Consider the following 24,348-nt stretch of genomic DNA (forward strand, 5'->3'; position numbering starts at 1 on the left):
TGGCCGGCTTGAATCCCCATCTCGATGCGCATCTGTTCATGCCAGTATTCGGCCAGGGCATCAGTCAGTTCCACCCCCAGGCCATGGAGCATCAGGTAATCGTGGTAGCTGTCAGCAGCATAGAGTTCGTAGGTTACCCGCGCCAGTTTTTCGCCAAGGGTCACGACAAAAAAACCAACCTTGTCCCCTCCCTCCTCCTGACTGTGATAGAAATCGGCAATACATAAACCGGCAGCGCTTTGCTGGCGCGGAAAATCGAATGAGTAGTCCTGCCCGGCATGCTGGACGATGAGTTGGTTTTCACGACTGAAACAATTGAAGTAACCATAAGTAACCTTCGGCTCGAACCAGCCTTCACCTAAGCCTTCATTTTTTAGCCGCTCATAGAGGGGCAACACCGTTTCCTGCTGCAGACGCTCGTAGTCTTCTTTGGCTAATTTCCCGCGCCGGTAACCCCAACGACCACGGAACAGGGCTGGTTGATTGAGATAATCAAAGAGTTTTTCCGGGTTGATATCCAGCACTTGACGATCACCGATAAAAGGAACCTGCGGACACTCCCACTGACGATCAATCACGGTGGTTTGCGCACCGGGGCGATTAGGTGCTATGGCGCTTTCAGACCAGCTTGTTGATATCAACTCTCCGGCTTCAAAGGCGCGTATGGCTTTGAGGCCATCGAAAGCATCGGCACAGTACACCACCGGAGCCTGATATTGTGGTACACAATCCTGTGCGACATACTTTCGGGTCAAAGCGGCTCCACCAAGCAGCACCGGCAGATTGAGACCAACATCGCTAAACTGAGCCAGGTTGTCTTTCATCAGCATCGCTGATTTGACCAGTAGACCGGAAAGGCCGATAACCTCGACCTGGTACTCTTTGGCTTTGGCGATTATTTCTTCGGCCGGGACCTTGATGCCGATATTGAAGACCTTGTAACCATTATTAGTGAGAATAATATCAACCAGATTTTTGCCGATATCGTGGACATCGCCGGCGACGGTGGCGAGCAATATTTTGACCTGCCCGTCCTGGTCGATTTTTTCCATGTAGGGTTCGAGCAGCGCCACACTGAGTTTCATGACCTCCGCGGATTGCAGAACAAAGGGCAGCAGCAAGTCGCCACGACCGAAGAGATCACCGACTTCGCGCATCGCCGGTACCAGCAGGCGATTAACGATATCCAGGGGTTTCCAGCGCCCACGCAATTCGGCCAGAAGGTCTTCAAGACCATCCTTGTCGCCTTTAAGTACCTTATGGCGCAACTGTTCTTCGAGACGCAACGGTGGGGCGTCCTCATCCTGATCTTTATCAGTAGCTTGCTCGAAATAATCGATAAAAGCCATCAAAGCATCAGGATGACGATCGAAAAGCAAATCGTAACAGATTTCCCGGTCCTGCTCGCTGATAGCTGAATATGGCAACACCTTGGCCGCATCAACGATAGCGGTATTGAGCCCGGCTTCAACCGCCTCATGCAGAAAAACCGAATTGAGAACCTTGCGCGCTGCCGGGCGCAACCCAAAACTGATATTGCTGACACCCAGAGTAAAGCCAACGCCCGGTAATTCACGGCGCACCAGCTTGATCGCCTCAAGGGTTTCAATCGCTGAGCGACGCATGGTCTCATCACCGGAGCCGACGGTAAAGGTCAGCAGATCGAACAACAGGTCCTGTGGACGCAAGCCGTGGAGGTTGACGGCACGATGATAAATTTCTTTAGCAACTGCCACTTTTCTGGTACAGGTCAGAGCCATCCCTTCGAGATCGATCACCAGAGCAACCACCGCAGCACCGAATTTTTTTGCCATTTTACAGATTCGATCAAGATTGGCGCCACCATCTTCCAGGTTAATGGAATTGATAATAGCGCGCCCCGGATACAGCGGCAGAACCTGTTCAAGGGTGTCGGGGCTGGTAGAATCAAACATCAGCGGGGCTTTACAGGATCCGGCAAACAGGCGCGTCAAACGGTTCATGTCGGTCAATTCATCACGCCCGGCATAGGCAACACACAGATCAATCACCTGGGCCCCGCGGGCTTCCTGATCCAGAGCTACTTTCAGACAGGCGTTATCATCTTCAGCGATCAGCGCCTCTTTGAAGGCCTTGGAGCCATTGGGGTTACAACGTTCGCCGATCAACAGTGGCGGGATTTCCTGATGCAATTCGACGGCCTGATAAAGGCTGGCAACAGAAGCTTTCATCGCGTCACCTCCCGCTGGGCCGGGGTAACGCCGCCAAGCCGCGCTGTCAAAGCAGCGATATGGGCCGGGCTGGTGCCACAGCAACCACCAACAATGCTGACCCCCTGTTGGGTAACAAAGCGCCACATCTGCTCAGCAAAATCTTCCGGCGCTAAGGGGTAATGAGTTTTACCATCGACAACCTCGGGCATCCCCTGGTTCGGAATCACCGAAATGCGCCCAGGCCAATGCTGGCTGAGATAATGAACATGGGATACCATGTCTTTAGGTCCAGTCGCACAATTCAGCCCCAAAGACAGCAAGGGGAAGGGTTCCAGGGAGGCAACAACCGCAGCTATATCGCTACCGACCAGCATCGTTCCCTGCTGTTCGATGGTCACCGACGCCAGTACCGGCAATTCCAATCCACCGGCTTCAAGCATTTCAAAGGCCGCAATTACGGCGGTTTTGGTCTGCAGCATATCCTGGCAGGTCTCAATAATCAGGCAATCAACGCCGGCATCAAGCAAGGCGGCAATCTGTTCGGTTGTTGCACTCTTTAAGCCGTCAACATCGATGTGGCCAAGGGATGGCAACTTGGTCCCGGGCCCAACAGAACCAGCAATAAAACGTCCTTCGCGACCGGCTATAGCCTGCCTGGCAATCTCAACCGCCTGCATGTTGATTTCCCGCACCTTGTCCTGCAGGCCATATTCGGCCAATACGATGCGCGAAGCGCCAAAGGTGTTAGTCTCCAGCACCATAGCCCCGGCAGCGAGCATCTCGGAATGCAGGCGCGCAATATGGTGTGGAGCGGTCAGATTGAGAAGTTCGTTACACCCTTCGCAATCGTTCCATTCCCCAGGCAAGATATCAAAAAGCTGCAGGTTTGTTCCGCAAGCACCATCGAATATTAAAATAGGGCATTCTGTTAGTAGCATCTGCAATCCAGAGAAAAGAAGTTGAGCCAGTCAGGCCTGAAAGCAATGACAATGGTCATTACCCATATTTTTTAACGGGCAAAATCGCGTTTATAGTAACCAGTGCGGATACCCCTGTCCAGTAGCAAGATTTATTGTCTTGACATATATTGAGCTGATATTATTATTAAAGTTTAACTATTTATGATCTGGACCCAATGATGAGCTATTCGGAACGTCACAAGACTGGTGATAATGCCATGCATACAACATTTCAGCACAAAAATATCATCACGATGATTGAGAAGAATCTCAAATTGCCATCCCCACCTGCCATTGCTGTTCATATCCTAAATGCTGTCAGAAAAGACGAGGCACCACTCACGGCGCTGGGCGATGTAATTGCTAAAGACCCGGCGTTAACGGCAAAAATGCTCAAGATTGCAAATTCCGGAATGTTCTACTCTCAAGGCAATATATCCAATATTCAACGAGCCATGGTTGTCCTGGGAACCGATATGATCAAAAACATCGCTCTCTCATTTGTCATCTCTTCAGATTACCGCAGCAATGAGAATTCCGGCTTTAATATGGATCGATTCTGGCAAAAATCCGTTACAACAGCTGTATCCGCAGAGCTTTTGTCGCGTGAACTGAACCAGCAAAATAATAATATTTTTGTTACCGGCCTGCTTAAAGACATCGGTATCCTGGTTATTTCACAAGCTAAAGGCGACATGTACAACAATCTGATAAATGAATCGGACGACAATGACAGTCTTATCGAGGCCGAGAACAACCTCTATGGTTTCAACCATAGCCAGGTTGGCTATGCACTTTTGAACCACTGGAACCTCGCAGATGACATTTGTGAACCGATCCTGTACCATCCCTGCCCTGATCGGGCCCCTGACGATCATCAACAAACGGCTAAAATTCTCTATTTTGCTGGACAACTTGCTTCTTTGTGTCGTGACTATGGTGCGGTTACCACCGCGCCGATACTGCAGGGATTGCTTGGTAAACATTTCGGACTGACAGAGCAACAGACCTATCGGTTACTCGATGAAGCTGCGACCAAAAGCAATGAAATTATAAAATTTTTTGAGATTAAATCAGATGAGATGGTGCCTTATTCAGTTCTGCTACAGCAAGCCAATGCGGAATTAACGCGGATCAACCTGAGCAAGGAACAGATGGTTTTGGAACTCAACGTTGCGCGGGTAAAAGCAGAACGCATATCATGCCGGCTTAAGGAGAGCAATGCACGTCTGCGTGAACTTGTTTACCGAGATGGCATTACCGGTCTCTATAATCATCGTTATTTTCATCAAACCCTGGACAAGGAGCTATCACGTTCAAAACGCTATCACTCATCCCTTTCCCTCATCCTCTTTGATCTTGATCATTTTAAAAAGATCAATGATCGTTATGGTCATCCAGCGGGGGACGTGATCCTGATGAATATTGCCAAAGCAGTCTCCTCCGCCGTGCGCCCCTGCGACATTGTTGCGCGCTACGGGGGTGATGAGTTTGCGATCATTCTTCCTGAAACCGGCGTTGAAGGGGCACGAGTCTTTGCGTCACGACTGCGCCGCTGTATTGAGGGAATTGCTACCAATCATCAGGATCAGATCATATACGTAACCATGAGTGCCGGCCTGACAACAACCACCCCGGAAACCAGGGAGGTTACTAAGGACGAATTGATTTTGGCTACCGATCAGGCCCTCATGCTGTCAAAAAGCAGTGGCAGAAATCAGGTATCTTCTTTGGATATGCGGCATATCGAAAGCTGATGAATGCCGCACTGACAACGTTTTTTACACCATTGGGACTGAACCAACTGGCTACGCAACCAGTAACATGGTAAATTGATAGTTATTGTGACAGATCCTCCACAATAACAGGCCTGCCATGACTGAGTCAGCTAACGCAAAATACACGCTCGCCCCCATCGACAATGGTTTATTGCTACATTTGACCGGTGACTGGTCTTTCACTGCCGGCGTTCCTGACATTTATCCCCTTCTGAGTCATATTGATAACGTCAAAGCGGCTTTTGTCTCGTTCAACACAGAGCAACTTATTACCTGGGACACCGGCCTGATGACTTTTCTTATTGAATTAATCGATCGCTGTGAACATAAAAACATCCCGGTTGACAAAACAAACCTGCCCCAGGGAGTCAAACGACTGCTGAATCTAGCCTATGCTGTTCCTGAGCGTAAAGATTCGCGCCGCGCTATCTTGGGGCAACCGGTCCTGGCTAAAATAGGCAATGTTACTCTTGAGACGCATCGTTCATGGAACGATATGCTGACTTTTGTTGGTGAACTGTGCAAAGGGACATATAACCTGATGCGCGGCCGCGCACGTTTGCGCACTGCCGATATGTTCTATCAGATCGAGGCGGCCGGTCCTTCTGCCTTGATGATTATTACTCTGATCAGCACCCTGGTCGGCATGATTCTGGCTTTTGTTGGAGCTGTACAGTTGCGTCTTTTTGGTGCCGAAATTTTCATCGCCAACCTGGTTGGTCTCGGCATGGCGCGAGAAATGGGTGCAATCATGACGGCAATCACTATGGCGGGACGTAGCGGTTCGGCCTATGCTGCTCAAATCGGCACTATGCAGGTTAATGAAGAAATTGATGCCCTGACAACGATGGGGATCTCCCCTGTGGAATTTCTCGTCTTACCGCGTCTATTGGCGCTATGTATCACCATGCCGATTTTATGTGTCTATTCTATTTTTATGGGCATATTTGGCGGCGCTATCGTTAGTGCAGGCCTCTTTGATATTTCTTTTTCTCAGTATTACCTGCAGATACAGGCCTTTGTTGAATTAAAGCATTTCCTTATCGGGATCATGAAGGCAGCCGTTTTTGGCGTTCTGGTCGCCACAGCCGGTTGTTTTCGTGGTTTGCAATGTGGACGCAGTGCCTCAGCGGTAGGTTTTGCTGCTACCAGTGCTGTCGTCACCTCCCTGGTACTGATTATCGTTGCCGACGCGGTAATTACTGTTATCTGTCAGGTACTGGGGGTTTAATGTCACAGATACCTCATCTTCAGGTGAAAAATCTGACCATGGCCTATGCTGATACGGTAATTCAACAGAATCTCAATTTCAGTGTTAAGCGTGGAGAAATATTTATTATCATGGGCGGAAGCGGGTGCGGTAAAAGCACGCTGTTAAGACATCTGATTGGCCTGATGGAGCCGGCCACGGGAGAAATCCTGATTGATGGCATCGACATCTGGACCAGTAACGCGGAAGAGCGCACGCAGATGATCCGTCGCAGTGGCGTTCTTTATCAGAGTGGTGCCATGTTCAGTTCCATGACTCTGGGTGAAAACATAGCATTGCCCCTGTCAGAATACACATCTTTAAGCTCAGCCCGGATCGCTAAAGTTGTTTCCTACAAGTTGGCGTTGGTTGGCCTGGCCGGTTTTGAAGACTATTACCCTTCAGAAATCAGTGGCGGGATGCGCAAACGCGCCGGCCTTGCCCGGGCCATGGCCCTGGACCCAGCCATTCTGTTTATCGATGAACCTTCAGCCGGACTCGATCCGATCAGCGCAAAATTGCTTGATCGACTCATCCTTGAACTGCGTGACAGCCTGGGCACCACCATTGTAATGGTCACCCATGACCTCGACAGTATATTTACGGTAGGCGATACGGCCATCTTTCTTGATACCGATGAAAAAACCATGATTGCGTCAGGGGCACCGCAACAGTTACTAAAGGAATCTTCAGACCTGCGAGTACGCAACTTTCTGACCCGTAGCGGTTGATGCTGCTGCACTTCAGGGATTAAAGGAAAACCATGAACACCAGAAAAAAAGTTGATCCGCGCACCATTGGCATTTTTGTTATCGGCGCAATTATCCTGATTGTTGTGGGGTTGACCTTTTTTGGTCCAGGGGGTCTTTTTACCGAAACCAGACGATACGTCATTTATTTTGAGAGTTCGGTTAAAGGCTTAAATGTCGGATCACCGGTACGTTTTCGTGGAGTCAGAATCGGTCAGGTCAAAGAAATCAGTATCAGGGTTCGCCCCAGCGATCTGGAATTTCACATCCCCGTGGTGATCGAACTCGATCCAAAAAAAATCAGGGCAGAAGGATCCGAACAGGGGCTTTTTGAGACACTCAAAACCAGCGTTCAGGCTGAAGACCCAATTTTGCCTTTGATCACCGAAGGATTACGGGCCCAGTTGCAACTTGACAGCCTGGTTACCGGACAATTGTTTGTTAATCTGGACATGGTTCCAGCATCGCCGGTATCAAGGGTTGACCTGCCCAGCGACTATCCGCAAATTCCGGCCATCAGTTCAAGTCTGGCAGAGCTGACAAAAACCTTTGAAGAGCTCCCCTGGCAACAACTGGTCGACAAACTCATGCAATCCGCTGATGGCGTGCAACGACTGCTAAACTCCTCGCATCTGCACAATGCAGTTGAACAGCTCGATACCACTACCGTCTTGCTGAATGAGTTACTGACCAAGCTGAACAACAACATTCCAGCGCTCCTAATCAAGGCTGATGCAACCCTGGACTCCTCGCAGCTAACCCTGGCCGGCATTGATGCCACCCTGGCAGAGGCTTTCAAAGAGATCGATGTCACCCTGAAGGCAGCTAAGCACACTCTTGACATCATAGAGCAACGTGTCGACCCCCTGGCACAATCTTTTGATCGGGGCATGGATGCATTTACAAAAGCGTCCGACAAAGTAACAGCTGCCATGGATCAAATCGAATCGCTGGCCGCCGACGACTCATCGCTGTTGCAACAGTTCAGCATGACCATGCAGGAACTTAATCGCACCTTGCGCAGTCTGCGCTACCTGACCGATGAAATAGAACGCAACCCGCAAATTCTTTTGCGTGGCCGCGCCGCGGAGGATTAGATGAGGACTTTCCACTATCTCAGCTTATTGCTGTTGCTGCTATTGGCCTCGGCCTGTGTTCAGATTAAAGGATCAACACCACCGAGCCATTTTTTTATACTCGATTCCATCACCACCAGTCCTGACATTTTATCAGATAGTTATTTCATTATTGCCATTGAACTAACTGAATTTCCAGAACACTTAAAACGCTCACAGATTGTTACCCGACAGCAGAACAACATCATTCATATTTCTGAAATTCAGCGTTGGGCCACCCCGCTTGAAGATCAGGTACTGAACCTGATTGCCAACAATTTAAGATTGCTGTTACCGGAATCAACCGTTGTAATCAAACCATGGCAAATCAATCGCCAGGTCGATCATACCCTGCAAATATCGGTAAAAAAAATGTCCGGAATATTAGGACAAAAAACCGACGTTGATATTCGTTGGCAACTGGCAGACCAAAAGGGGGCAAAATACCCTGGCCACTATATCGATCAACGTCCCATCGATGACAGTTACGAGGGGCTGGTCAAGGCCCTGAATCGTGGATTGGAAGGGTTGAGCAGGGAACTGGCAAGGGAACTGGCAAAGCAGGGAAGCTGAAAGACCCGGCCTTGCCAGCATTTAATTTGTCGACGAACAGCGCGATCAACCCAGAATAAAATTTTTGCCGGCAGCAATCAACTTTTGCAGTGCCTCTTCACTTGCCGCTTCGGCATACAGCCGAACCACCGGCTCCGTCCCTGATTTACGGAACAGCATCCATGAACCGTCGGCAAAGAGGAACTTGCTCCCGTCAATGCGGATTACTTCTGTTATGTTGCGCCCGTCAATCTCTGCAGGTGGATTTGTCAATTTTGCCGGCAGACTGTCCTCCAGTTCTGATGACAAGCGAATATTGATTCGGCGAGTATAATATTCTCCAACTCGGGAATATAGATCAGCTAGAAGCTGTTTTAGCGATTTTTTTTCAACTGCTACCATCTCAGCGACGAGCAGACAGGCAAGGATTCCATCTTTCTCCGGAACATGCCCACGAACGGTGAGGCCGGCGCTCTCCTCACCGCCGATCAGGATTTTTCCAGCGCTGATATATTCACCGATAAACTTGAAACCGACCGGTGTTTCGAGCACCTTGACCTGATGATAGGCCGCCACTGCATCGATTAAATGGGAAGTTGCCACGCTGCGCGCAGCATCACCGCTCAACCCCTTGCGACGGATCATGTAATCCAGCAGTAAGGCGAGAATATAGTTCGGCTCTATATAGCTACCATCGCCATCTACGATGCCAAAGCGATCAGCGTCGCCATCCGTTGCCAACCCGAGGCCGATCCTGTTGTCTTCTTTAATCAGTTGGATAAAATCAGCAATGTGGGCTTCAGCAGGCTCCGGCGGTTCACCACCAAAATAGGGATCAAGGTTGGCATTGATGGTAATTACCTGGACACCTGCTTGCTCAAGAAGGCTGTCAAGATAGCCGCGACCAGTACCATAAAGGGGATTAACCGCAATACACAGCTCCGATTCGGCGATGGCGGCAAAATCTATCAGCTCCCTTAAGGTATCAAAATAAGATGGAAGCGGGTTAATTTCAGTATAAAGGTTCTCAGCTTGCGCCTTGTCCAGATCTATTACCGGGACATCGCAACCGTGAAGGGCATTGGCACGAATTTCAATATCGCTGGTCGTCTGCGGCAGTGCCGGGCCACCCCAGGCGGGGGAGAACTTGATACCGTTGTAGGTATGGGGATTGTGGCTGGCGGTAAAATTAATGGCTCCGGCAGCTTTTCGGCGCAGCAATTCATGAGCAATAACCGGTGTCGGCGTGTCACGCTCACACAAAAAGGATGGTATTCCGGCTGCAGCCAGAACACGTACTGCTTCCCGGGCAAAATCCTTACCCATGAAGCGCGCATCATAGCCAATAACCACACCTTGATCGGCAATCCCCTCCTCCACCAGATGGTCAGCTATGGCCCGAATGACAACCCTGATATTGCTGAAGGTAAATTCGTCGCAAAGAATTGCCCGCCAACCGGAAGTACCAAATTTTATCTGTGTCATGTTTATTTTTTCTCCTTGAAAAAATTTACCGGATTATACCACAGCTTACCCAGATCAGACACCGACCTGGATGTCATGGCGTTGAAGAGTGCTCAATCGCGCGGATTGTTACCCCAAAGGCACAGAAAATCACGACGATTGACAAGAAACACAGCAGCTCCATAGCTTGTACTCCTGAAGGTGGATGGCGTCGCAAAAACCCACCAACTGTGCTGCGTTGCCGCCATCGTTTCATTGCTTCGACGTACGTTAGTACGCCTCATTGTTCAACCATGGCGCGCCTTGCATGTGGCGCTTTTAGTTTGTTAGCTTGGCCCTCCAACCAGATGTTTGTTGCGCAAGCATCAAGGTTGATTCTTCGGAAGTACCCTTGTCTTGTAATAAACCGGTTAGGAGCGAATGTCATTTTGGTTACATGATGGCATGAAAGTTTGCTCATCGATCATCCGTGGGCTTGATTGACCGGTCCTGTGGGGATGACGATCGGCAGTACCGGTCATCCCGATGGAGAGTCGATTTCCATAAACAGCGGCCGGTTTACCTCCATTTCATTGACAATAAAATCGATGGTCGCCCGCACCCGGGCAAGCTGCCTCGAATCGGGATTCACCTGCAACCAGAATACCCTCTCGGCGTAAAGATCCGGCAGCACCGGCACCAGGGTGGGCTCACCATGTGCCATGAAATAAGGGATAACGCCGATGCCGTTATCAGCAAGAATAGCATATTTCTGCCCTACCAGGGTTGAACTTCTGAATTGCGCGCGCCCTCCCGGATAAAATTCGTTGATAAAATTCAAATCCTGATCATACAGAAGTTCGTCGATATAACTGATCATTCTGTGGCCGCGCAAATCATCCTTGCAGGTAACTGGAGGAGATTGATCCAGATAGGTTTTGGTGGCAAAGAGGCCGAAACGATAATTCGACAGACGCCTGACAACAACATGGCCCTCTGTCGGCTTGCGGACCGTTATTAAAATGTCAATTTCACGTTTAGCCAGGCTGTAATACATGGGCACGGCAATCAACTCGACCTCAAGGGCCGGGTGTGCCCCCTGAAAAGCTCCGAGACGTGGAGCAAGAAAACAGTTACCATATCCATCCGGAGCACCGATCCTGATGGTCCCCGCAAGCTGATTGTTTTTACCTGAAATATCCTCTTCCAGCCGCAGGATAGTGGTTTCAAGTCGCTCTGCGTAAGGCAGAAGTCGCTCACCTGCAGGGGTTAGTCGACAGCCCTTTTCCGTTCTTAGAAACAGCTGTGTTTGCAATGAACTTTCCAGCGTTGTCAGGCGCCTCGCTACGGTACTATGGGTCACTTTCAATTCAGCGCCGGCAGCTACAAAGGATTGACTACGGCAAAGAATCAGAAAAAACCGCATGTCATCCCAGTTGAGTTTCATTAATGTCCTTCCCCTTGTTCAGCCCTTTTGTCTTATTCAAACGACCAAGATGATTATTTTTGCACAGCTGATGTCTAATTTTATCTATTTACTGATGATATTTCCACATCTATTCTTGGCTTAACGAAGAACAGAAAGCTTCACAACCTGAGGAAGGGAGGCACGCCATGTTAAAGACACAGAGAGAGAAGGTCGCAAGAGGCAATGACCACTGCGGGGATATGGACGTGCTGGTTGAGCGTGGTCGGCAACTACATTCCGCTGCCATCGCTGACGCCGTGATAAACCTGTTCAGCGGGGCGCTGACTCGCCAGGATCAACGCAAAAAAGGACCTGGAACATTGCATCACGCACCAGGACACCAGGCCCACTGAAATTCAGGATAAAAGCTTACCGGGGCGCAACAACATTGCGCCCCGGACGTTGTTTTTTTAACCTGGCGACATAAGGACAATCTGCCGGCAGGATCCCGGATCGAACTATTTCCGGAGTGAGACATGGATGACGAAAAGCGTCCCTTGACATAGGATCCGAAGAGCCGGTGCTGAACAGAGACCTTTTCATAACAGCTGCGGCCACAGCGTTCACACACGGATTCCCATTCGGTTGCGGTTAATTCCAAGCAGAATTAGCCTTTCCTCGTTGTTGATTGACAAAAAAACATTCACTGCTTACTGTCTTAAACTATCCCAGATACAGAGAGTATCCCATATTTTCTTTCGTTTCAAAGTGAATCAGGACCAATTCATGCGCGTTATGGTCATTATTTCAGCATTGTTGATGCAGCTTTGTCTAGGAGCCACCTACTCCTGGTCTGTTTATGTATTGCACCTGCGGGATATCGTCGGCATTAGCCAGGCACAAGCCCAAATCCCTTTTACCCTGTTCTATTTTATCTTTCCGGCAACAATGATTTTTTCCGGGGCTCTGCTTGAACGCTTCGGACCTCGTTTTTCAACGATCTGTGGCGGCATTCTGTTTGGTAGCGGTTGGGCTATTTCTTCATTGGGCGGAGACAACTTCCTCTATACAATCATCGGCAATGGAGTTATTGCCGGTGTTGGTGCCGGAATTGCTTACATCGTACCCATCTCCACCTGCATGAAGTGGTATCCTAAGAATAAAGGCCTGGTTACCGGTATTGCTGTCGCCGGCTTTGGCGGGGGAGCCGCGCTGGTCAGTTCGGTCGCCGGATTTCTGCTCGACAGGGGTTTCACCCCGTTTAGTTTGTTCGGCTACTTCGGCTTGACTTTCACGCTGTTGATCCTGTTTGCCGCCATTTTCATGGTAAATCCTCCTGATTTCAAATACAGCCTACCTGGAGTCACCCGGAAGACGACCTGGATATTTCGTGATCAGCGTTTTTTGATCCTCTATTTTTGTATGTTTACCGGATTGGCTGCGGGTTTTGCCGTCAACGCTAACATTAAAGAGCTTTACCAATCAGCGACTCTGATGACGGGAGTCAGTGCTGTTTCCTTTTTTGCCCTGGCCAATGCAGCGGGACGCGTCGCCTGGGGCGGCCTCTTCGATCGTATGGGCACAGTGCAGGCGGTCATGCTCAACCTTATTGTCCAGGCTGCCATCTTATTTCTCACGCCGGTTATTCTGATATCCGGTGGCGGCCTGCTGCTGTTCGCCATCCTGACGGGCTTCAACTATGGTGGGGTACTGGTCATTTACGCCGGATCCGTGGCAAGAATCTGGGGGGCACAAAGAGTTGCTTCAATCTATGGCTGGCTTTTTTCCGCCAACATCCCCGGTGCGATTGCTCCCCTGGCAGCCGGATACTACTACGATAAAACCGGAAGTTTTAGCCTGCCTCTGATTGGCATCGGTATGTTGATCATGGTTGCGGCCACCACACTTCATTGGCAGCGCCGGCAAATTGCCGAAGGATAAAACATGATGCTTTCGCAAAAAGTATCATGTTGGATGGATAAGCAAAAAGGCCAAATGCAAGGCGCGCACTTGTTGAGCACTGAGGCGTACTTACCTGCGTCGAAGCAGCGAAATAAACGCAGCAAGGCAGCAGTTGATGAGTTTTTGCGACGCCATCAAACATGCTGTTCTGTCAGGACCACTAAATAAACGAGAAAAACCATTGACTCAAAAAGACAAGTTCGATATTAGTTAGCGTTCTTGAGAACGTAGTAAAGAAAACTTTAGGAGGAAATACAAGATGCAGTGTCAAACAGTTCTTCCCGGCACAGAGTGCAGTTTCTGGAAAAAAGCCGGTTGCACCGCAGAAGGTGGTAGTTGCAAGGTTGTCGTTGAGCAGTGTCAAGGCTGTAACAGAATCGTCACCGGCACCATTGGTGAGGTCTGCACCGCCTACCCTGATCCAGCAGCAAAATGGGCAGCGGGTTTATGTAACTTTGCAACCCACAAAAAGATCGACATCAAATCTGATGATGTTCGAGTCAATCCGCTCAAAGCCGCCAAGCGGGCCGCAGCAGGCAAGAAAAAGTAATTTTCACAGTTACTTTTCCATTGCAAAGGCACAGGCTGGAAAATCTTCCAACCTGTGCCTTTTTTATTTGAAAATCCAGCTACTTCAACCCATCCAGAACGGCCATTACTTCAGCGCGCAAATCCTGAGCTGAAGGACTTTTTTCCAGACGCAAAAATTGTTCAAAATGCTCTACTGCCTCGCGGGTACGGTCCTGATCAAGGCAGATTGAACCAAGAATGAAATATCCCATAGCAACACTTGGGTCCAGTTCCAACCCTTTAAGGCAACAGTTTTCAGCTTCGTCGAGTCTTCCTTCTTCGTAAAGGGCATCGGCCAGATTCAACAGGGGCTGAGAATCTTCCGGATCAAGTTCGGCGGCTTGTCGATAAAGATCGATGGCAGCATCAAACTTACCTTGTTGAGCGTAGATATCACCTAGGGCGTTAAGGGCAAAACCCTGATCCGGCTGAATTTTTAAGGCGGCCTGGCACAACGCAACTGCTTCCTCAAACTCATCACGACTTAACAGCACCATTGCCTTACAGACATAGGCTTCAACCTCCTGGGGATCCAGGTCGATAATCTGCTGATAGCTTTTAAGGGCTTCATCGGGACGACTATACTCAAAATAATAATCCGCCAGAGCAAAAAGCAGATCAATATCCTCTGGATATTTTTCCAGAGCGGTGCCTAAGCATTGATAGGCCTTTTTCTGTGACCCGCTTTCCAGATAAGCTTCTGCCAGCGCTAGAGTTGCTTCGACAGTTGAATTTTCCTGCAACAGTTTTTCAAAACATTCAATGGCTTTAGGGTAATCACCCTGTTCAAACGCCTGGGTGCCGGCATCAAACAAACTATCAGCAGTCATATACTTTTCTCCGATCAGGATGGCGTATTGCGAATCACTTCAACCCGAAAGCCATCGGGGTCGGTGACAAAATAGAAGCGCGGTTTGCCTGCGGTCAACCCCTTAAGAGGGGTTACCGTCAGTCCCATGTCGCTGTGACGTTGGTGCGATCCCTCGAGATCATCGGTGGCAACGGCCAGATGAGAATAGCCATCACCAATGACGTAGGGCTGTTGCTGATCATAGTTATAGGTCAACTCCAGTTCAAAGGGCAAACCGGGAGCTTGCAGGTAGGAAAGGGTAAAGCGTCCGTCCGGATAATCTTTTTTGCGTGAAATTTCAAAACCGAAGGCTTCCTGATAAAATCTTTCTGATGCTGCAAGGTCCATAACCCGGTAGCAGATATGAATCATTGGGTAGTGCATAACGGTCTCCTTTGAGCAACCATCTATCATTGATTGACAAGCTATCAGCGGCTCTTTATAGTCGCTGCCATGAAAGCGATATTCCTCTCCGATGCCCACCTGCGTAGTGCTGCAGACGATAACTATCAGGACTTGCTGAGCCTGTTAAAACAGCAGCACGATCTGGATGCCCTGTTTTTACTCGGTGATATCTTTGAGTTCTGGCTGGGTTATGAGTACCTGGTCTTTTCAGCCTACTTACCGCTGTTGGATCAATTACGCCGCCTTAAAGAAGGCGGAACCAAGCTCTTCTATGTTGAGGGCAATCACGATTTTACCATCGGCCCCTACTTCCGCGACACCCTGGGATGCACAGTTATTACCGAGCAGGCACTGATCCATTGGGATAGTCGCAACATTTTGATCTGCCACGGCGATCTGATTCACCCCTCACCTGCCTATTTACGCCTGCGCAAACTGTGGCGCAGTCCCTTGATTAAATTTCTTGCGCGCCTGATTCATCCGGATCTGGTCTGGAGATTCGGCATCTGGTTGAGTGACAAGGGACAACAAAAACGCTCTCATCATAAACAGCAGGATCCCACCCCCTGGTTGCAGGAGTTTAGCACAAACGCAGTAACTGACGCATGTGATCTGGTGATCTGTGGACATTTTCATGTCCCGGTATTTTTTCAGCAACATGGTCGCGAGGTGATCGCTCTGGGTGACTGGCAGACAGGTCGCAATTACGCCCAACTGCTTGACGGTAACATCAGTATCTTAACTTACCCTGATTGATCTGCAGATTTTTCCTTCTGACGATCAACCGGGCCGTTGACTTCCTGATGGGTGTCTTCCTCATGACTGCGCAGAACCAGATCTTTTAGTGTGACGGTACCAAACTCGCTATCAACCAGACCGGCAATATGGCTGCAAGTATCCAGTGCAACTTTCGTTTGTCGACGGGGATACAGGTACAACACCTCCTCCCCGGCATTTCGTAACATGCTGTAGATATCAGCGACGCTCAGGTTATCGGCATCACGACCAAGCTGATAGCTGGACCAACCGGAATGGCTGCTGATTTCAATAATCAAACCAAGGCATTCGAGCTGGGCTAAAATGGCACGACACAAACGCGGGGGAACATAGAGTCGTTTTGCCAGTTCGTCCTGGTTGATCGCGGGGTCACCACGATGGAAACGGTCAGCCAGGGTCACCAGCAGCGCCAATGCCACCTGCTCGTAACTGTGGCGACTGACTTCATTAACGCGCAGATCGCGCGCGCCGGTACGTAGGTTCTGTTTCGCGTAGCAAACCCCAAGACCAAATAAAACAATCACCCAGGACACATAGAGCCAGATCATAAAGATCGGCAGGGCCGCCATGGTTCCGTAAATCGCATTATAGCGGGCTACGCCAACCTGAAAATGAACATAAGAGAGCTGGGCAATCTGCCACAAGGTTCCCCCGACAACCCCGCCAATCAGGGCCGCGCGCCATTGAACCTTGATGTTGGACATAAAAACGTACAGCAAGGTGAAGGCTAGCCACATGAAAATAAAAGGGGTCACCTTAAGGACAAAAACGATCAGTGAACCGATCATCTGCATTTCTAGCAGGTTCTGGGTAAAACTGTGACTGATCAGCGATGAGGTCATGGAGATAGCACCGATCAGCAACACCGGGCCAACGAGGATGACCGAGAGATAATCGGAAAACCGCCGCAGCAGAGGTCTAAGGGTATTAACACCCCAGACATCATTGAAAGCCGCTTCGATATTGGTCAGCAGGGAGATCACCGCTACCAGCAGAAACACCAGGCCAATCGCTCCCATTTGAGCAACCTGGGTATTATTGATGTAGCCGACAATCGCTTCAGCGACATGACCATCACCGACGTTGAGTTTTTCCAGAATCAATGGTTCAAGCTGATTCTGCACCCCAAACGCTTTAAGCAGCGCGAAGGTTAACGCCAGAAATGGAACCAGTGACAAGAGGGTGTAATAGGTTAGAGCTGAGGCGCGCAATAAACTGCGGTTGCTGTAAAAATCACGGCTGACCAGAACCACCATTTGCAGTTGGCGTAACGCAGTCCGTTTAAGCCATGACATCTCCTGCGGGTTCTGCTCCCAGACCAGATGTTTGAGCTGTTTTTTCCAGCTATTCTGTTGTGGTGCTGCTTCTACCATTGTCTAGCCTCAATCAAGCTCTACCAGTTCAAACACCATGGCCTCATCCTCTAGATCTGTTTGCAGTATACCACTGTCCCCCACCAGAACAATGTGCAACTGGTCCGGCTGCAGGTAATCACGAGCCACACGCATGATGTCTTCTACCGTCAGTGCTTCAATCTGTTGCTGATAGGTTTCCAGATAATCATCGGGATAGGCATAGAATTGCAGGCGCATTTTTTGCGTAACCACCGCATGGGTATCTTCAAAAGCAAAAATAAAAGAATTGAGCAGGCTCTTCTTAGCTGATTCAAGCTCAGAAATTGACGCCCCGGAGACTCTCAATTCCTCGATTATTTCACGCACCATCCGGACAACCTCAATCGCACCATCATTTTTGGTTTCACCACTGACAATAAAAAGTTCAGGCAGATAACGTCCGGGTTGAAGCATGGAATAAATGGAATAAGCCAAACCACGGTTGGAACGAATTTCGCGCATCAGACGCGAATTAAAACCACCGCCACCGAGCAGATAGTTGACCAGGCGCACAGCATGCAGGTCGGGATTGTCTTTGCTGATCCCACGATGACCCATGAGCAGAGTGGTCTGGCTCAGTTGGCGATCGATGACGGTAATGCGAGGCGTGGTTGAATCTGGAAGCTCCGGCAAGGTATAATCACCGCTTGTGCCTCCTTCCCAGTCACCTGCATGCTTATCTATAAGACGTAAAATCTCATCTTCATCGATCGCCCCGGAAATTCCCCACCAGATCTGCCGGGGTTGAAAATACTGCTGATGGGCAGCAACAAGATCGTCAACGGTCAGGCTCGTTAGTGTGTCAAGGGTAGGTTCGACCCCGAAAGGATGTCCAGGGTTGATAGCGGCGGCAAGATAACGGCTGGCGATATCGGCAGGACGGTCATTCCGGCGATGAACATTTTCGATCAGACGCTGCCTGGCCAATTCCACCCTTTCCAGGTCAAAACGTGGTCGCCGCAGCAGATCAGCAAGCAATTCCATTGCCCGATTTAAATCGCGCTGATGAACGGAAAGATTGATCTGAAAACTGTAGCTGCTACTGCTGACGCTCAGCTGTGCCGCCATCCGATCAAGTTCTTCCTCGAGTTGCGCCGGAGTCAGTAATACCGTGCCACCGGTTTCCAGCGCCTGGGCAAGCCACTGGGATAAACCGGTTTTTTCCAGCGGGTCATAGATACTGCCGCCACGTATCATCAGGGTCAGATCGACCAGCGGCAACTCGTCATTTTTTTTCAGGTAAATGCGCATGCCGTTAACGGTTTGATGTTCCGAAATGCTTGGAAAGACCATCTCCAGAGGTGGAAAAGTCAGTTGATCCGGTCGTTGTGCCGGCGCGGCCTGGGCCGTAACCAGCAGCAACAGAAAGACAACATGAAGATACAGAAGGGTGGTTTTCATTGCTCCCCTCCCCGGCTCAAGGTTGCCAGCGTACGATTGTCCTTGTGCAGATAGGTTGTGACAATCCTTGTAATGTCGGCAGGGTTGACGGCATCCAGTCGATCTTCGTATTCGATCAGATATTGCCAGTCACCAATAATCTGATAGGTTGACAGCATCCGCGCCAGACCACTATTGGTTCTCATTCCACGCAGCAAGGATGTGGTAATTTGCCGCCGTGCCTTGTCGATCTCCTCTGCAGTTAACGGCTCACTTAACAGGCGTTGTAACTCGGCTTCCAGCGCCGTTTTTACATCTTTCAGGGCAACATCACGGCGCGGCAACAGACTGAATACCAGCAGGTTGTCGTAACGTGAACCTGGTGCGCGAAACACACCTACGTCAGTGACCAGTTGTTGCTCAACCACCAACGCCTGATAGAGGCGCGAGGTGCGGCCATGTGATAAGGCCGTGGCGAGCAGATCAAAAGCATAATCATCAGGATGAGGCACGGTTGGTTTGTGATAGGCAACCATCATGCGCGGTTGCGCATCAAAGTTGACATGAATGCGGCGCTCACCGCGCTGCTTTGGTTCACGATCGGTAACCGCCGGTACTTTTACCCCGGAGGGCAGATCACCAAAATAGTGCTCGATCAGTGCCAGGGCGTCAGCACTCTGAAAAGCACCGACCAGAGTGATGATCATATTAACCGGGGCATAGTAGTCGGCAAAAAACTCACGCATCGCCGGCAAACTGAAACCCTGGATATCGGAGTCCCAACCAAGGATGGGATGACGATATGGGTGCACCTGGAACGCTGTTGCCAGCATATTTTCGTACAACTTGCCCCCGGGGTTGATATCGACTGCACGACGGCGCTCCTCTTGCACCACATCTCGCTCGGTAAAAAACTCACGAAAAACCGCGTTGCGCAGACGATCCGACTCGATCGCCGCCCACAACTCGAGCTTGTTGGCGGGGAGATTGATCAGGTAACTGGTCTGATCCTTGCTGGTGAACGCGTTAAAACCAACGCCGCCCTGTTCAGCATAGATGCGTGAGAACTCATCTTTAACCACCAGTTCCCGGTGTTCAAATTGCAGCTGATGTAAGCGGGCACGCAGGCGCTCAAGCTCATCGGTATCGACATCAGCTTGTCTTCGCAGGTGGTCAATTTTCGCACCGGCTTCTTCGATTTGTTGCAGCAGGGGTAACTCGGCCTCAAAATCGCGTGTTCCCAGGGTGGTGGTGCCCTTAAACAACATATGCTCGAGCATATGGGCGATACCACGTTGTTGGCTGTCTTCGTTCACCGCACCGACCCTGAAGCTGATGTAGGCGGCAACCGTAGGTGAACTGTGACGTTCCACCAGCAATACGGTCAGACCATTTTCGAGTTGATGTTCCTGTACCCGGTCAGCGAGACCACCGGCAAGAGCAATAGCCGGGGAGAGCAGCAGACAGAAAAAAATGAAGACAATAAATACTAATAATCGACGATACATTTTATTTACCTCCAGCGCCTGAGGACGCCTGGTTCAAAAATCATTTTCGCCAAAATGGGGTAAAACAGCAGCGGTCTCCTGACGCCCGATTTCGATCAACTCACGCGCCCGTTCAAATTCATAGATAGAGCAGACATTTTTCGGAATTTCAATGACAATATCAGGGGTGTAGGCAGCCAACTTCAGGCGTGCAATGGTCGATTGCATGGCGTCGAGGCTTTTGGAAATCACATCAAAAAAATTTTCTTCGTCATGAACATTTTTATCGTTCCCTTTCCGGTGCAGCGATTCAATAAAATGAATAATTTTTTGATGATAACCGCTACTGCTGCCATTTTTGCTGATCGGATCCGGTTGCACAGGGACGATGTGTCTGGATTTGCCGCTCAAACTGACCACGATGGTTAAATCGGTATGATCATGCAGGGTTGGCGCAATCGGCACCGGATTCAACAAACCACCATCAACCAGGGTTCTGCCATTATAGGTCATCGCCGAAAAAACCGTTGGAAAGGCAATCGACGCCCGAATAGCATCAAATAGAGGGCCACTCGACAGCCAGACCTCCTTGTTTTCATCAAGATCGGTAGCTACAGCCGTATAGGAGATCGGTAAATCTTGAATATTGCGATCACCAATCAGTTCACGCAGGGTGGAAATAATCCGGTCCCCTTTGAAAAAGGCGGAGCCACTGAACGACACGTCCAACAGCTTGAGGACATCGAAACGATCCAGGGCTGTGACCCACTGGGTGTAGGTGGACAGGTGACCGGCAGCATAGATACCGCCTACCAGCGCCCCCATGGAAGAACCGGAGATAGAGCGGATATTGTATCCCTGCTGTTCAAGTTCCTGAATCACCCCAATATGGGCAAGGCCCCGTGCGCCACCACTGCCGAGCACGAGAGAAACGGTTTTCTTTGCTCCTGTTTCCACGCCAACCTCATTTTGTCCGTTTAGAAATTGTCGATAGCTTTCATTCAAGGTTAAACTGTCTGATCCTCTTTTGACAAGGGATCCATTTGAAATGACAGAAGAAAAGATAAAGCGGTTGCAGCAACGGTAATCCATCGCTATAGTGCCGTTTCGCAAAGGTCAACAGATAACACAAGGAGACAGGGATGATTACTGCAATATCACCAATAGATGGGCGTTATGCCACCAAGGTCGAGCCATTGATCGATGCTTTTTCCGAATACGCGCTCATGCGCAATCGCATCAAAGTCGAAGTATTATGGTTGATTGCTTTGAGTAAAGAATCCGGCATTCCTGAGTGTCGGCGCATCAGCGCTGATGAAGAACAAAGCCTGCGCCAGGTGATTACTGATTTCACTCCTGCTGCAGCTGAAAAAGTCAAAAAGATCGAAGCGGTCACCAATCATGATGTCAAGGCGATTGAATACTACCTAAAAGAACAACTCGTCGGCAGCAGCCTTGAAGATCTCGGTGAGTTTGTCCATTTTGCCTGCACCTCGGAAGATATCAACAACCTTTCCCATGCCCTGATGCTCAAAGATGGATTGCAGATTCTGCTGCCTTTGCAACAGCAGATTGATGACATGATCAGCGCCCTGGCAAGAGAATATGCTAACGTCCCGATGCTGGCGCGCACCCATGGCCAGACCGCATCGCCGACAACCATCGGCAAAGAGCTAGCGGTTTTTGCTGCGCGCCTACAGCGTCAGCTCCAGCAGATCAAGCAGGTCGAATTGCTAGGTAAGATGAATGGCGCCGTCGGTAACTTTAATGCCCACCTTTCGGCGTATCCCGATGTCGACTGGGTGCGACTTAGTGGTGAGATGATTACCGATGGACTTGGCCTGAGACAGAACCTCTTTACCACCCAGATTGAGCCCCACGATTATATGGCCGAGCTTTTCGATGCCATGGCTCGTTGGAATACGATCCTGATTGATTTTAATCGTGATATCTGGACCTATATTTCTATGGCCTATTTCGGTCAGAGAACAGTAGCCGGCGAGGTCGGCTCTTCGACCATGCCGCACAAGGTCAACCCGATTGATTTCGAAAACTCGGAAGGCAATTGTGGCCTGGCCAATGCCATATTCCAGCACCTGTCCAGTAAATTACCAATTTCGCGTCTGCAACGTGACCTGACCGACTCAACCGTCTTGCGTAACATGGGGGTCGGTTTTGGCTATACCATGATCGCCTGCCAATCCACCATCAAGGGGATCGGTAAACTTAAATTGAATCAGGACAAGCTTGCCACCGATCTCGACCAGGCCTGGGAGGTGTTGGCCGAGCCGATCCAGACCGTCATGCGCAAGGCCGGCATCGAGAAACCCTACGAAAAGCTCAAAGAACTGACCCGTGGCCAGGTCATTGATGCGGTAACGATACGCACCTTTATCGAGCAGCTTGATTTGAGCGAAGAAGACAAGCAGCGACTGATGACCATGACTCCCGCTACCTACATCGGTATGGCCGATCGTATCGTCGATTTTCTTAAATGATAAAGGTTAGATGTAACTACTCAGCCCCGATCTTGCGCTGAACAGTGACGATTCATTCAACATCTTCTTGCCGATAAATAAAAAATTAGAATGTCTGTTCAGCACCGGGTCGGGAATCCTATGTCAAGGGATACGATTGTTTCCCGATGGGTCATCCATGAACGCTTTTTGTCGCCGTCCATGGCGACAAAAACCCTTGCCACAGGATCCAAAGGCCCTGCGCAAGGATCGAGCTGAATAGTTACAAATTAGAATAGATTCTCTACAATGAGGCGTCTGGTGATTTTAATTATTTGTTATAATGATCCGGCGCAGTAGTATCATTAATCATCACCAAACCAGGGAGCAATCAATGACCAATAAAGGAACGATCGGCATCCTTACCGGCGGGGGGGATGTCCCCGGTCTCAATCCAGCGATCCGCGCTGTCACCATTCGCGCCAAACGTGAAGGTTACCGGGTTATCGGTATCCGCCGCGGTTGGGCGGGGCTGGTTGAAAGTGTCCGTGATGAAAAAGCCGACAACAGCGCCAACTTCATTGAACTGACAACGGATATTGTCAATCGCGCCGGACGGACTGGCGGAACCTTCCTCCATACTTCGCGCACACGCCCAAGCCACCTGCCGAAGGCCAATCTGCCCGAGCATTTGCGTGACAGCTACACCGATGCGATTAACGATCTGACCCCGGAAATATTGAAAAATATCGATTTTCTTGGTCTGGACTTTCTCATTCCCATTGGTGGCGATGACACCCTGAGTTATGCCCAGCGCCTTCATGAAGAGGGGGTCAAAGTCGTTGCAATTCCCAAAACCATGGACAATGATGTGCCGGGAACAGATTACTGTATCGGCTTCTCAACCTGTGTTACTCGCACTATTGAACTGACCCACCGCTTACGCACATCCGCCGGCAGTCATGAACGTTATCTGGTTATCGAGGTCTTCGGACGCTATGCCGGCTTCACTGCACTGCTCCCAACCATGGCCGGCGCTGCCGATCGCTGCCTGATTCCTGAGCATCCAATTGAAATTGATTTATTGGCAGAATTGGCCACCAAGGATCGCAACCGCAATCCCAGCAAATATTCCGTTTTGCTGGTTTCTGAAGGGGCGGTGTTGAAAAATGACAAGGAAATGTCATTTGAAAGCAGTGAAGCGGACCAATACGGACACCGCAAGCTCGGTGGTATTGGAGACCGGGTCGCTGCACAATTAAAGGAACTCTCGCCGAAATACAATAATGGCCGTACCATTAATGTCTTGAATCAGCGTCTTGGCTACCTGGTTCGTTGTGGCGAGCCGGATGCTCTGGACTCAATGGTGCCCATGGCCTTCGGCAATCTGGCGCTGGATCTGGTGCTGGCAGGAACTTCCGGCCGGCTGGTAAGTATTCATAACGGACGTTATGACACGGTACCGATAACCACCGTCACTGGCCAGAAGAAAATTATCAATGTTGATAAATATTACAACATCGAGCGACTGCGGCCAAAGTACGAGTCATTTATGCATCAGCCGCTGTTTATTATGACCAGCGACAAGTGAACATTGCAGTGCAGTAGGGGCACGGCGCGCC

General features: G+C 49.9%; 21 protein-coding genes. 11 read left to right on the plus strand and 10 right to left on the minus strand.

Annotation, left to right across the window (positions count from 1 at the left end; genetic code table 11):
- Together AC6F7T_RS01030 and AC6F7T_RS01035 are read right to left on the minus strand one after the other, a co-directional pair.
- A partial coding sequence (locus AC6F7T_RS01030; protein WP_500716096.1) for a dihydropteroate synthase occupies positions 1-2,210 on the minus strand: 2,210 nt, incomplete at its 3' end.
- Entirely contained in the window at positions 2,207-3,130 is a 924-nt protein-coding gene (locus AC6F7T_RS01035) for a homocysteine S-methyltransferase family protein (RefSeq protein WP_500716097.1), read from the minus strand. The genes AC6F7T_RS01035 and AC6F7T_RS01030, both read right to left, overlap by 4 nt.
- A gap of 239 nt (positions 3,131-3,369) precedes the next feature.
- Between AC6F7T_RS01035 and AC6F7T_RS01040 the strand changes: the two genes are divergently transcribed.
- The 5 genes from AC6F7T_RS01040 (at position 3,370) to AC6F7T_RS01060 (ending at position 8,615) form a co-directional block, all read left to right on the plus strand.
- Positions 3,370-4,908: an HDOD domain-containing protein gene (locus tag AC6F7T_RS01040; RefSeq protein WP_500716098.1), complete on the plus strand. Its 1,539-nt coding sequence runs from the start codon at positions 3,370-3,372 to the stop codon at positions 4,906-4,908.
- A 118-nt stretch (positions 4,909-5,026) separates the two neighbouring features.
- Positions 5,027-6,160 carry an MlaE family lipid ABC transporter permease subunit gene (locus AC6F7T_RS01045; protein WP_500716099.1) on the plus strand — a complete coding sequence of 378 codons (1,134 nt, stop codon included), beginning with the start codon at positions 5,027-5,029 and terminating at the stop codon, positions 6,158-6,160.
- Complete coding sequence (locus tag AC6F7T_RS01050; RefSeq protein ID WP_500716100.1) at positions 6,160-6,909, plus strand: ATP-binding cassette domain-containing protein; 750 nt, start codon at positions 6,160-6,162, stop codon at positions 6,907-6,909. Before AC6F7T_RS01045 ends, AC6F7T_RS01050 begins: the two co-directional genes overlap by 1 nt.
- A 32-nt stretch (positions 6,910-6,941) precedes the next feature.
- On the plus strand, positions 6,942-8,024 hold the full coding sequence (locus AC6F7T_RS01055; protein ID WP_500716101.1) for an MlaD family protein: 1,083 nt from the start codon (positions 6,942-6,944) through the stop codon (positions 8,022-8,024).
- The gene (locus AC6F7T_RS01060) at positions 8,025-8,615 is read left to right on the plus strand and encodes an ABC-type transport auxiliary lipoprotein family protein (RefSeq protein WP_500716102.1); all 591 of its coding nucleotides are present in this window, start codon (positions 8,025-8,027) and stop codon (positions 8,613-8,615) included. It abuts the gene before it with no gap.
- A 45-nt stretch (positions 8,616-8,660) separates the two neighbouring features.
- On the opposite strand, the gene AC6F7T_RS01065 is transcribed toward AC6F7T_RS01060, so the two are convergent.
- Both AC6F7T_RS01065 and AC6F7T_RS01070 read right to left on the minus strand, forming a co-directional pair.
- On the minus strand, positions 8,661-10,079 hold the full coding sequence (locus AC6F7T_RS01065; protein WP_500716103.1) for a phosphoglucomutase/phosphomannomutase family protein: 1,419 nt from the start codon (positions 10,077-10,079) through the stop codon (positions 8,661-8,663).
- 496 nt (positions 10,080-10,575) lie between these two features.
- Positions 10,576-11,484, minus strand: a complete 909-nt coding sequence (locus AC6F7T_RS01070) for a LysR substrate-binding domain-containing protein (protein ID WP_500716104.1) — start codon at positions 11,482-11,484, stop codon at positions 10,576-10,578.
- A gap of 167 nt (positions 11,485-11,651) precedes the next feature.
- Between AC6F7T_RS01070 and AC6F7T_RS01075 the strand changes: the two genes are divergently transcribed.
- From AC6F7T_RS01075 to AC6F7T_RS01085, 3 genes are all read left to right on the plus strand, one after another.
- Positions 11,652-11,858, plus strand: coding sequence for a hypothetical protein (locus tag AC6F7T_RS01075; protein ID WP_500716105.1), 207 nt, complete (start codon positions 11,652-11,654; stop codon positions 11,856-11,858).
- A gap of 373 nt (positions 11,859-12,231) precedes the next feature.
- The gene (locus AC6F7T_RS01080) at positions 12,232-13,386 is read left to right on the plus strand and encodes an MFS transporter (protein ID WP_500716106.1); all 1,155 of its coding nucleotides are present in this window, start codon (positions 12,232-12,234) and stop codon (positions 13,384-13,386) included.
- Positions 13,387-13,666: 280 nt separating this feature from the next.
- On the plus strand, positions 13,667-13,957 hold the full coding sequence (locus tag AC6F7T_RS01085; protein ID WP_500716107.1) for a PxxKW family cysteine-rich protein: 291 nt from the start codon (positions 13,667-13,669) through the stop codon (positions 13,955-13,957).
- A gap of 79 nt (positions 13,958-14,036) precedes the next feature.
- On the opposite strand, the gene AC6F7T_RS01090 is transcribed toward AC6F7T_RS01085, so the two are convergent.
- Together AC6F7T_RS01090 and gloA are read right to left on the minus strand one after the other, a co-directional pair.
- A complete protein-coding gene (locus AC6F7T_RS01090; protein ID WP_500716108.1) occupies positions 14,037-14,807 on the minus strand; it encodes a tetratricopeptide repeat protein in 771 nt (256 codons plus the stop codon).
- A 14-nt stretch (positions 14,808-14,821) separates the two neighbouring features.
- Positions 14,822-15,211: a lactoylglutathione lyase gene (gene gloA, locus AC6F7T_RS01095; RefSeq protein ID WP_500716109.1), complete on the minus strand. Its 390-nt coding sequence runs from the start codon at positions 15,209-15,211 to the stop codon at positions 14,822-14,824.
- Positions 15,212-15,280: 69 nt separating this feature from the next.
- Here gloA and AC6F7T_RS01100 point away from each other — a divergent pair, with 69 nt between their 5' ends.
- Positions 15,281-15,988, plus strand: a complete 708-nt coding sequence (locus AC6F7T_RS01100; protein ID WP_500716110.1) for a metallophosphoesterase — start codon at positions 15,281-15,283, stop codon at positions 15,986-15,988.
- Here the strand turns inward: AC6F7T_RS01100 and AC6F7T_RS01105 are convergent.
- From AC6F7T_RS01105 to AC6F7T_RS01120, 4 genes are read right to left on the minus strand one after another with little or no spacing between them, the layout of a single operon-like run.
- Entirely contained in the window at positions 15,976-17,382 is a 1,407-nt protein-coding gene (locus tag AC6F7T_RS01105; RefSeq protein ID WP_500716111.1) for a YhjD/YihY/BrkB family envelope integrity protein, read from the minus strand. The two genes, AC6F7T_RS01100 and AC6F7T_RS01105, sit on opposite strands and share 13 nt — an antisense overlap.
- A gap of 9 nt (positions 17,383-17,391) precedes the next feature.
- Positions 17,392-18,804, minus strand: a complete 1,413-nt coding sequence (locus AC6F7T_RS01110; RefSeq protein ID WP_500716112.1) for an insulinase family protein — start codon at positions 18,802-18,804, stop codon at positions 17,392-17,394.
- Complete coding sequence (locus AC6F7T_RS01115) at positions 18,801-20,291, minus strand: insulinase family protein (RefSeq protein ID WP_500716113.1); 1,491 nt, start codon at positions 20,289-20,291, stop codon at positions 18,801-18,803. The genes AC6F7T_RS01110 and AC6F7T_RS01115 overlap by 4 nt, the downstream gene beginning before the upstream one ends.
- A 33-nt stretch (positions 20,292-20,324) precedes the next feature.
- The gene (locus AC6F7T_RS01120) at positions 20,325-21,227 is read right to left on the minus strand and encodes a patatin-like phospholipase family protein (RefSeq protein ID WP_500716114.1); all 903 of its coding nucleotides are present in this window, start codon (positions 21,225-21,227) and stop codon (positions 20,325-20,327) included.
- A 185-nt stretch (positions 21,228-21,412) separates the two neighbouring features.
- Between AC6F7T_RS01120 and purB the strand changes: the two genes are divergently transcribed.
- Together purB and AC6F7T_RS01130 are read left to right on the plus strand one after the other, a co-directional pair.
- A complete protein-coding gene (gene purB / locus AC6F7T_RS01125; RefSeq protein ID WP_500716115.1) occupies positions 21,413-22,768 on the plus strand; it encodes an adenylosuccinate lyase in 1,356 nt (451 codons plus the stop codon).
- A 352-nt stretch (positions 22,769-23,120) separates the two neighbouring features.
- Positions 23,121-24,317, plus strand: a complete 1,197-nt coding sequence (locus AC6F7T_RS01130) for an ATP-dependent 6-phosphofructokinase (protein ID WP_500716116.1) — start codon at positions 23,121-23,123, stop codon at positions 24,315-24,317.
- Positions 24,318-24,348 lie beyond the last annotated feature (31 nt).

It is taken from the genome of Pelovirga sp., from assembly GCF_059864205.1.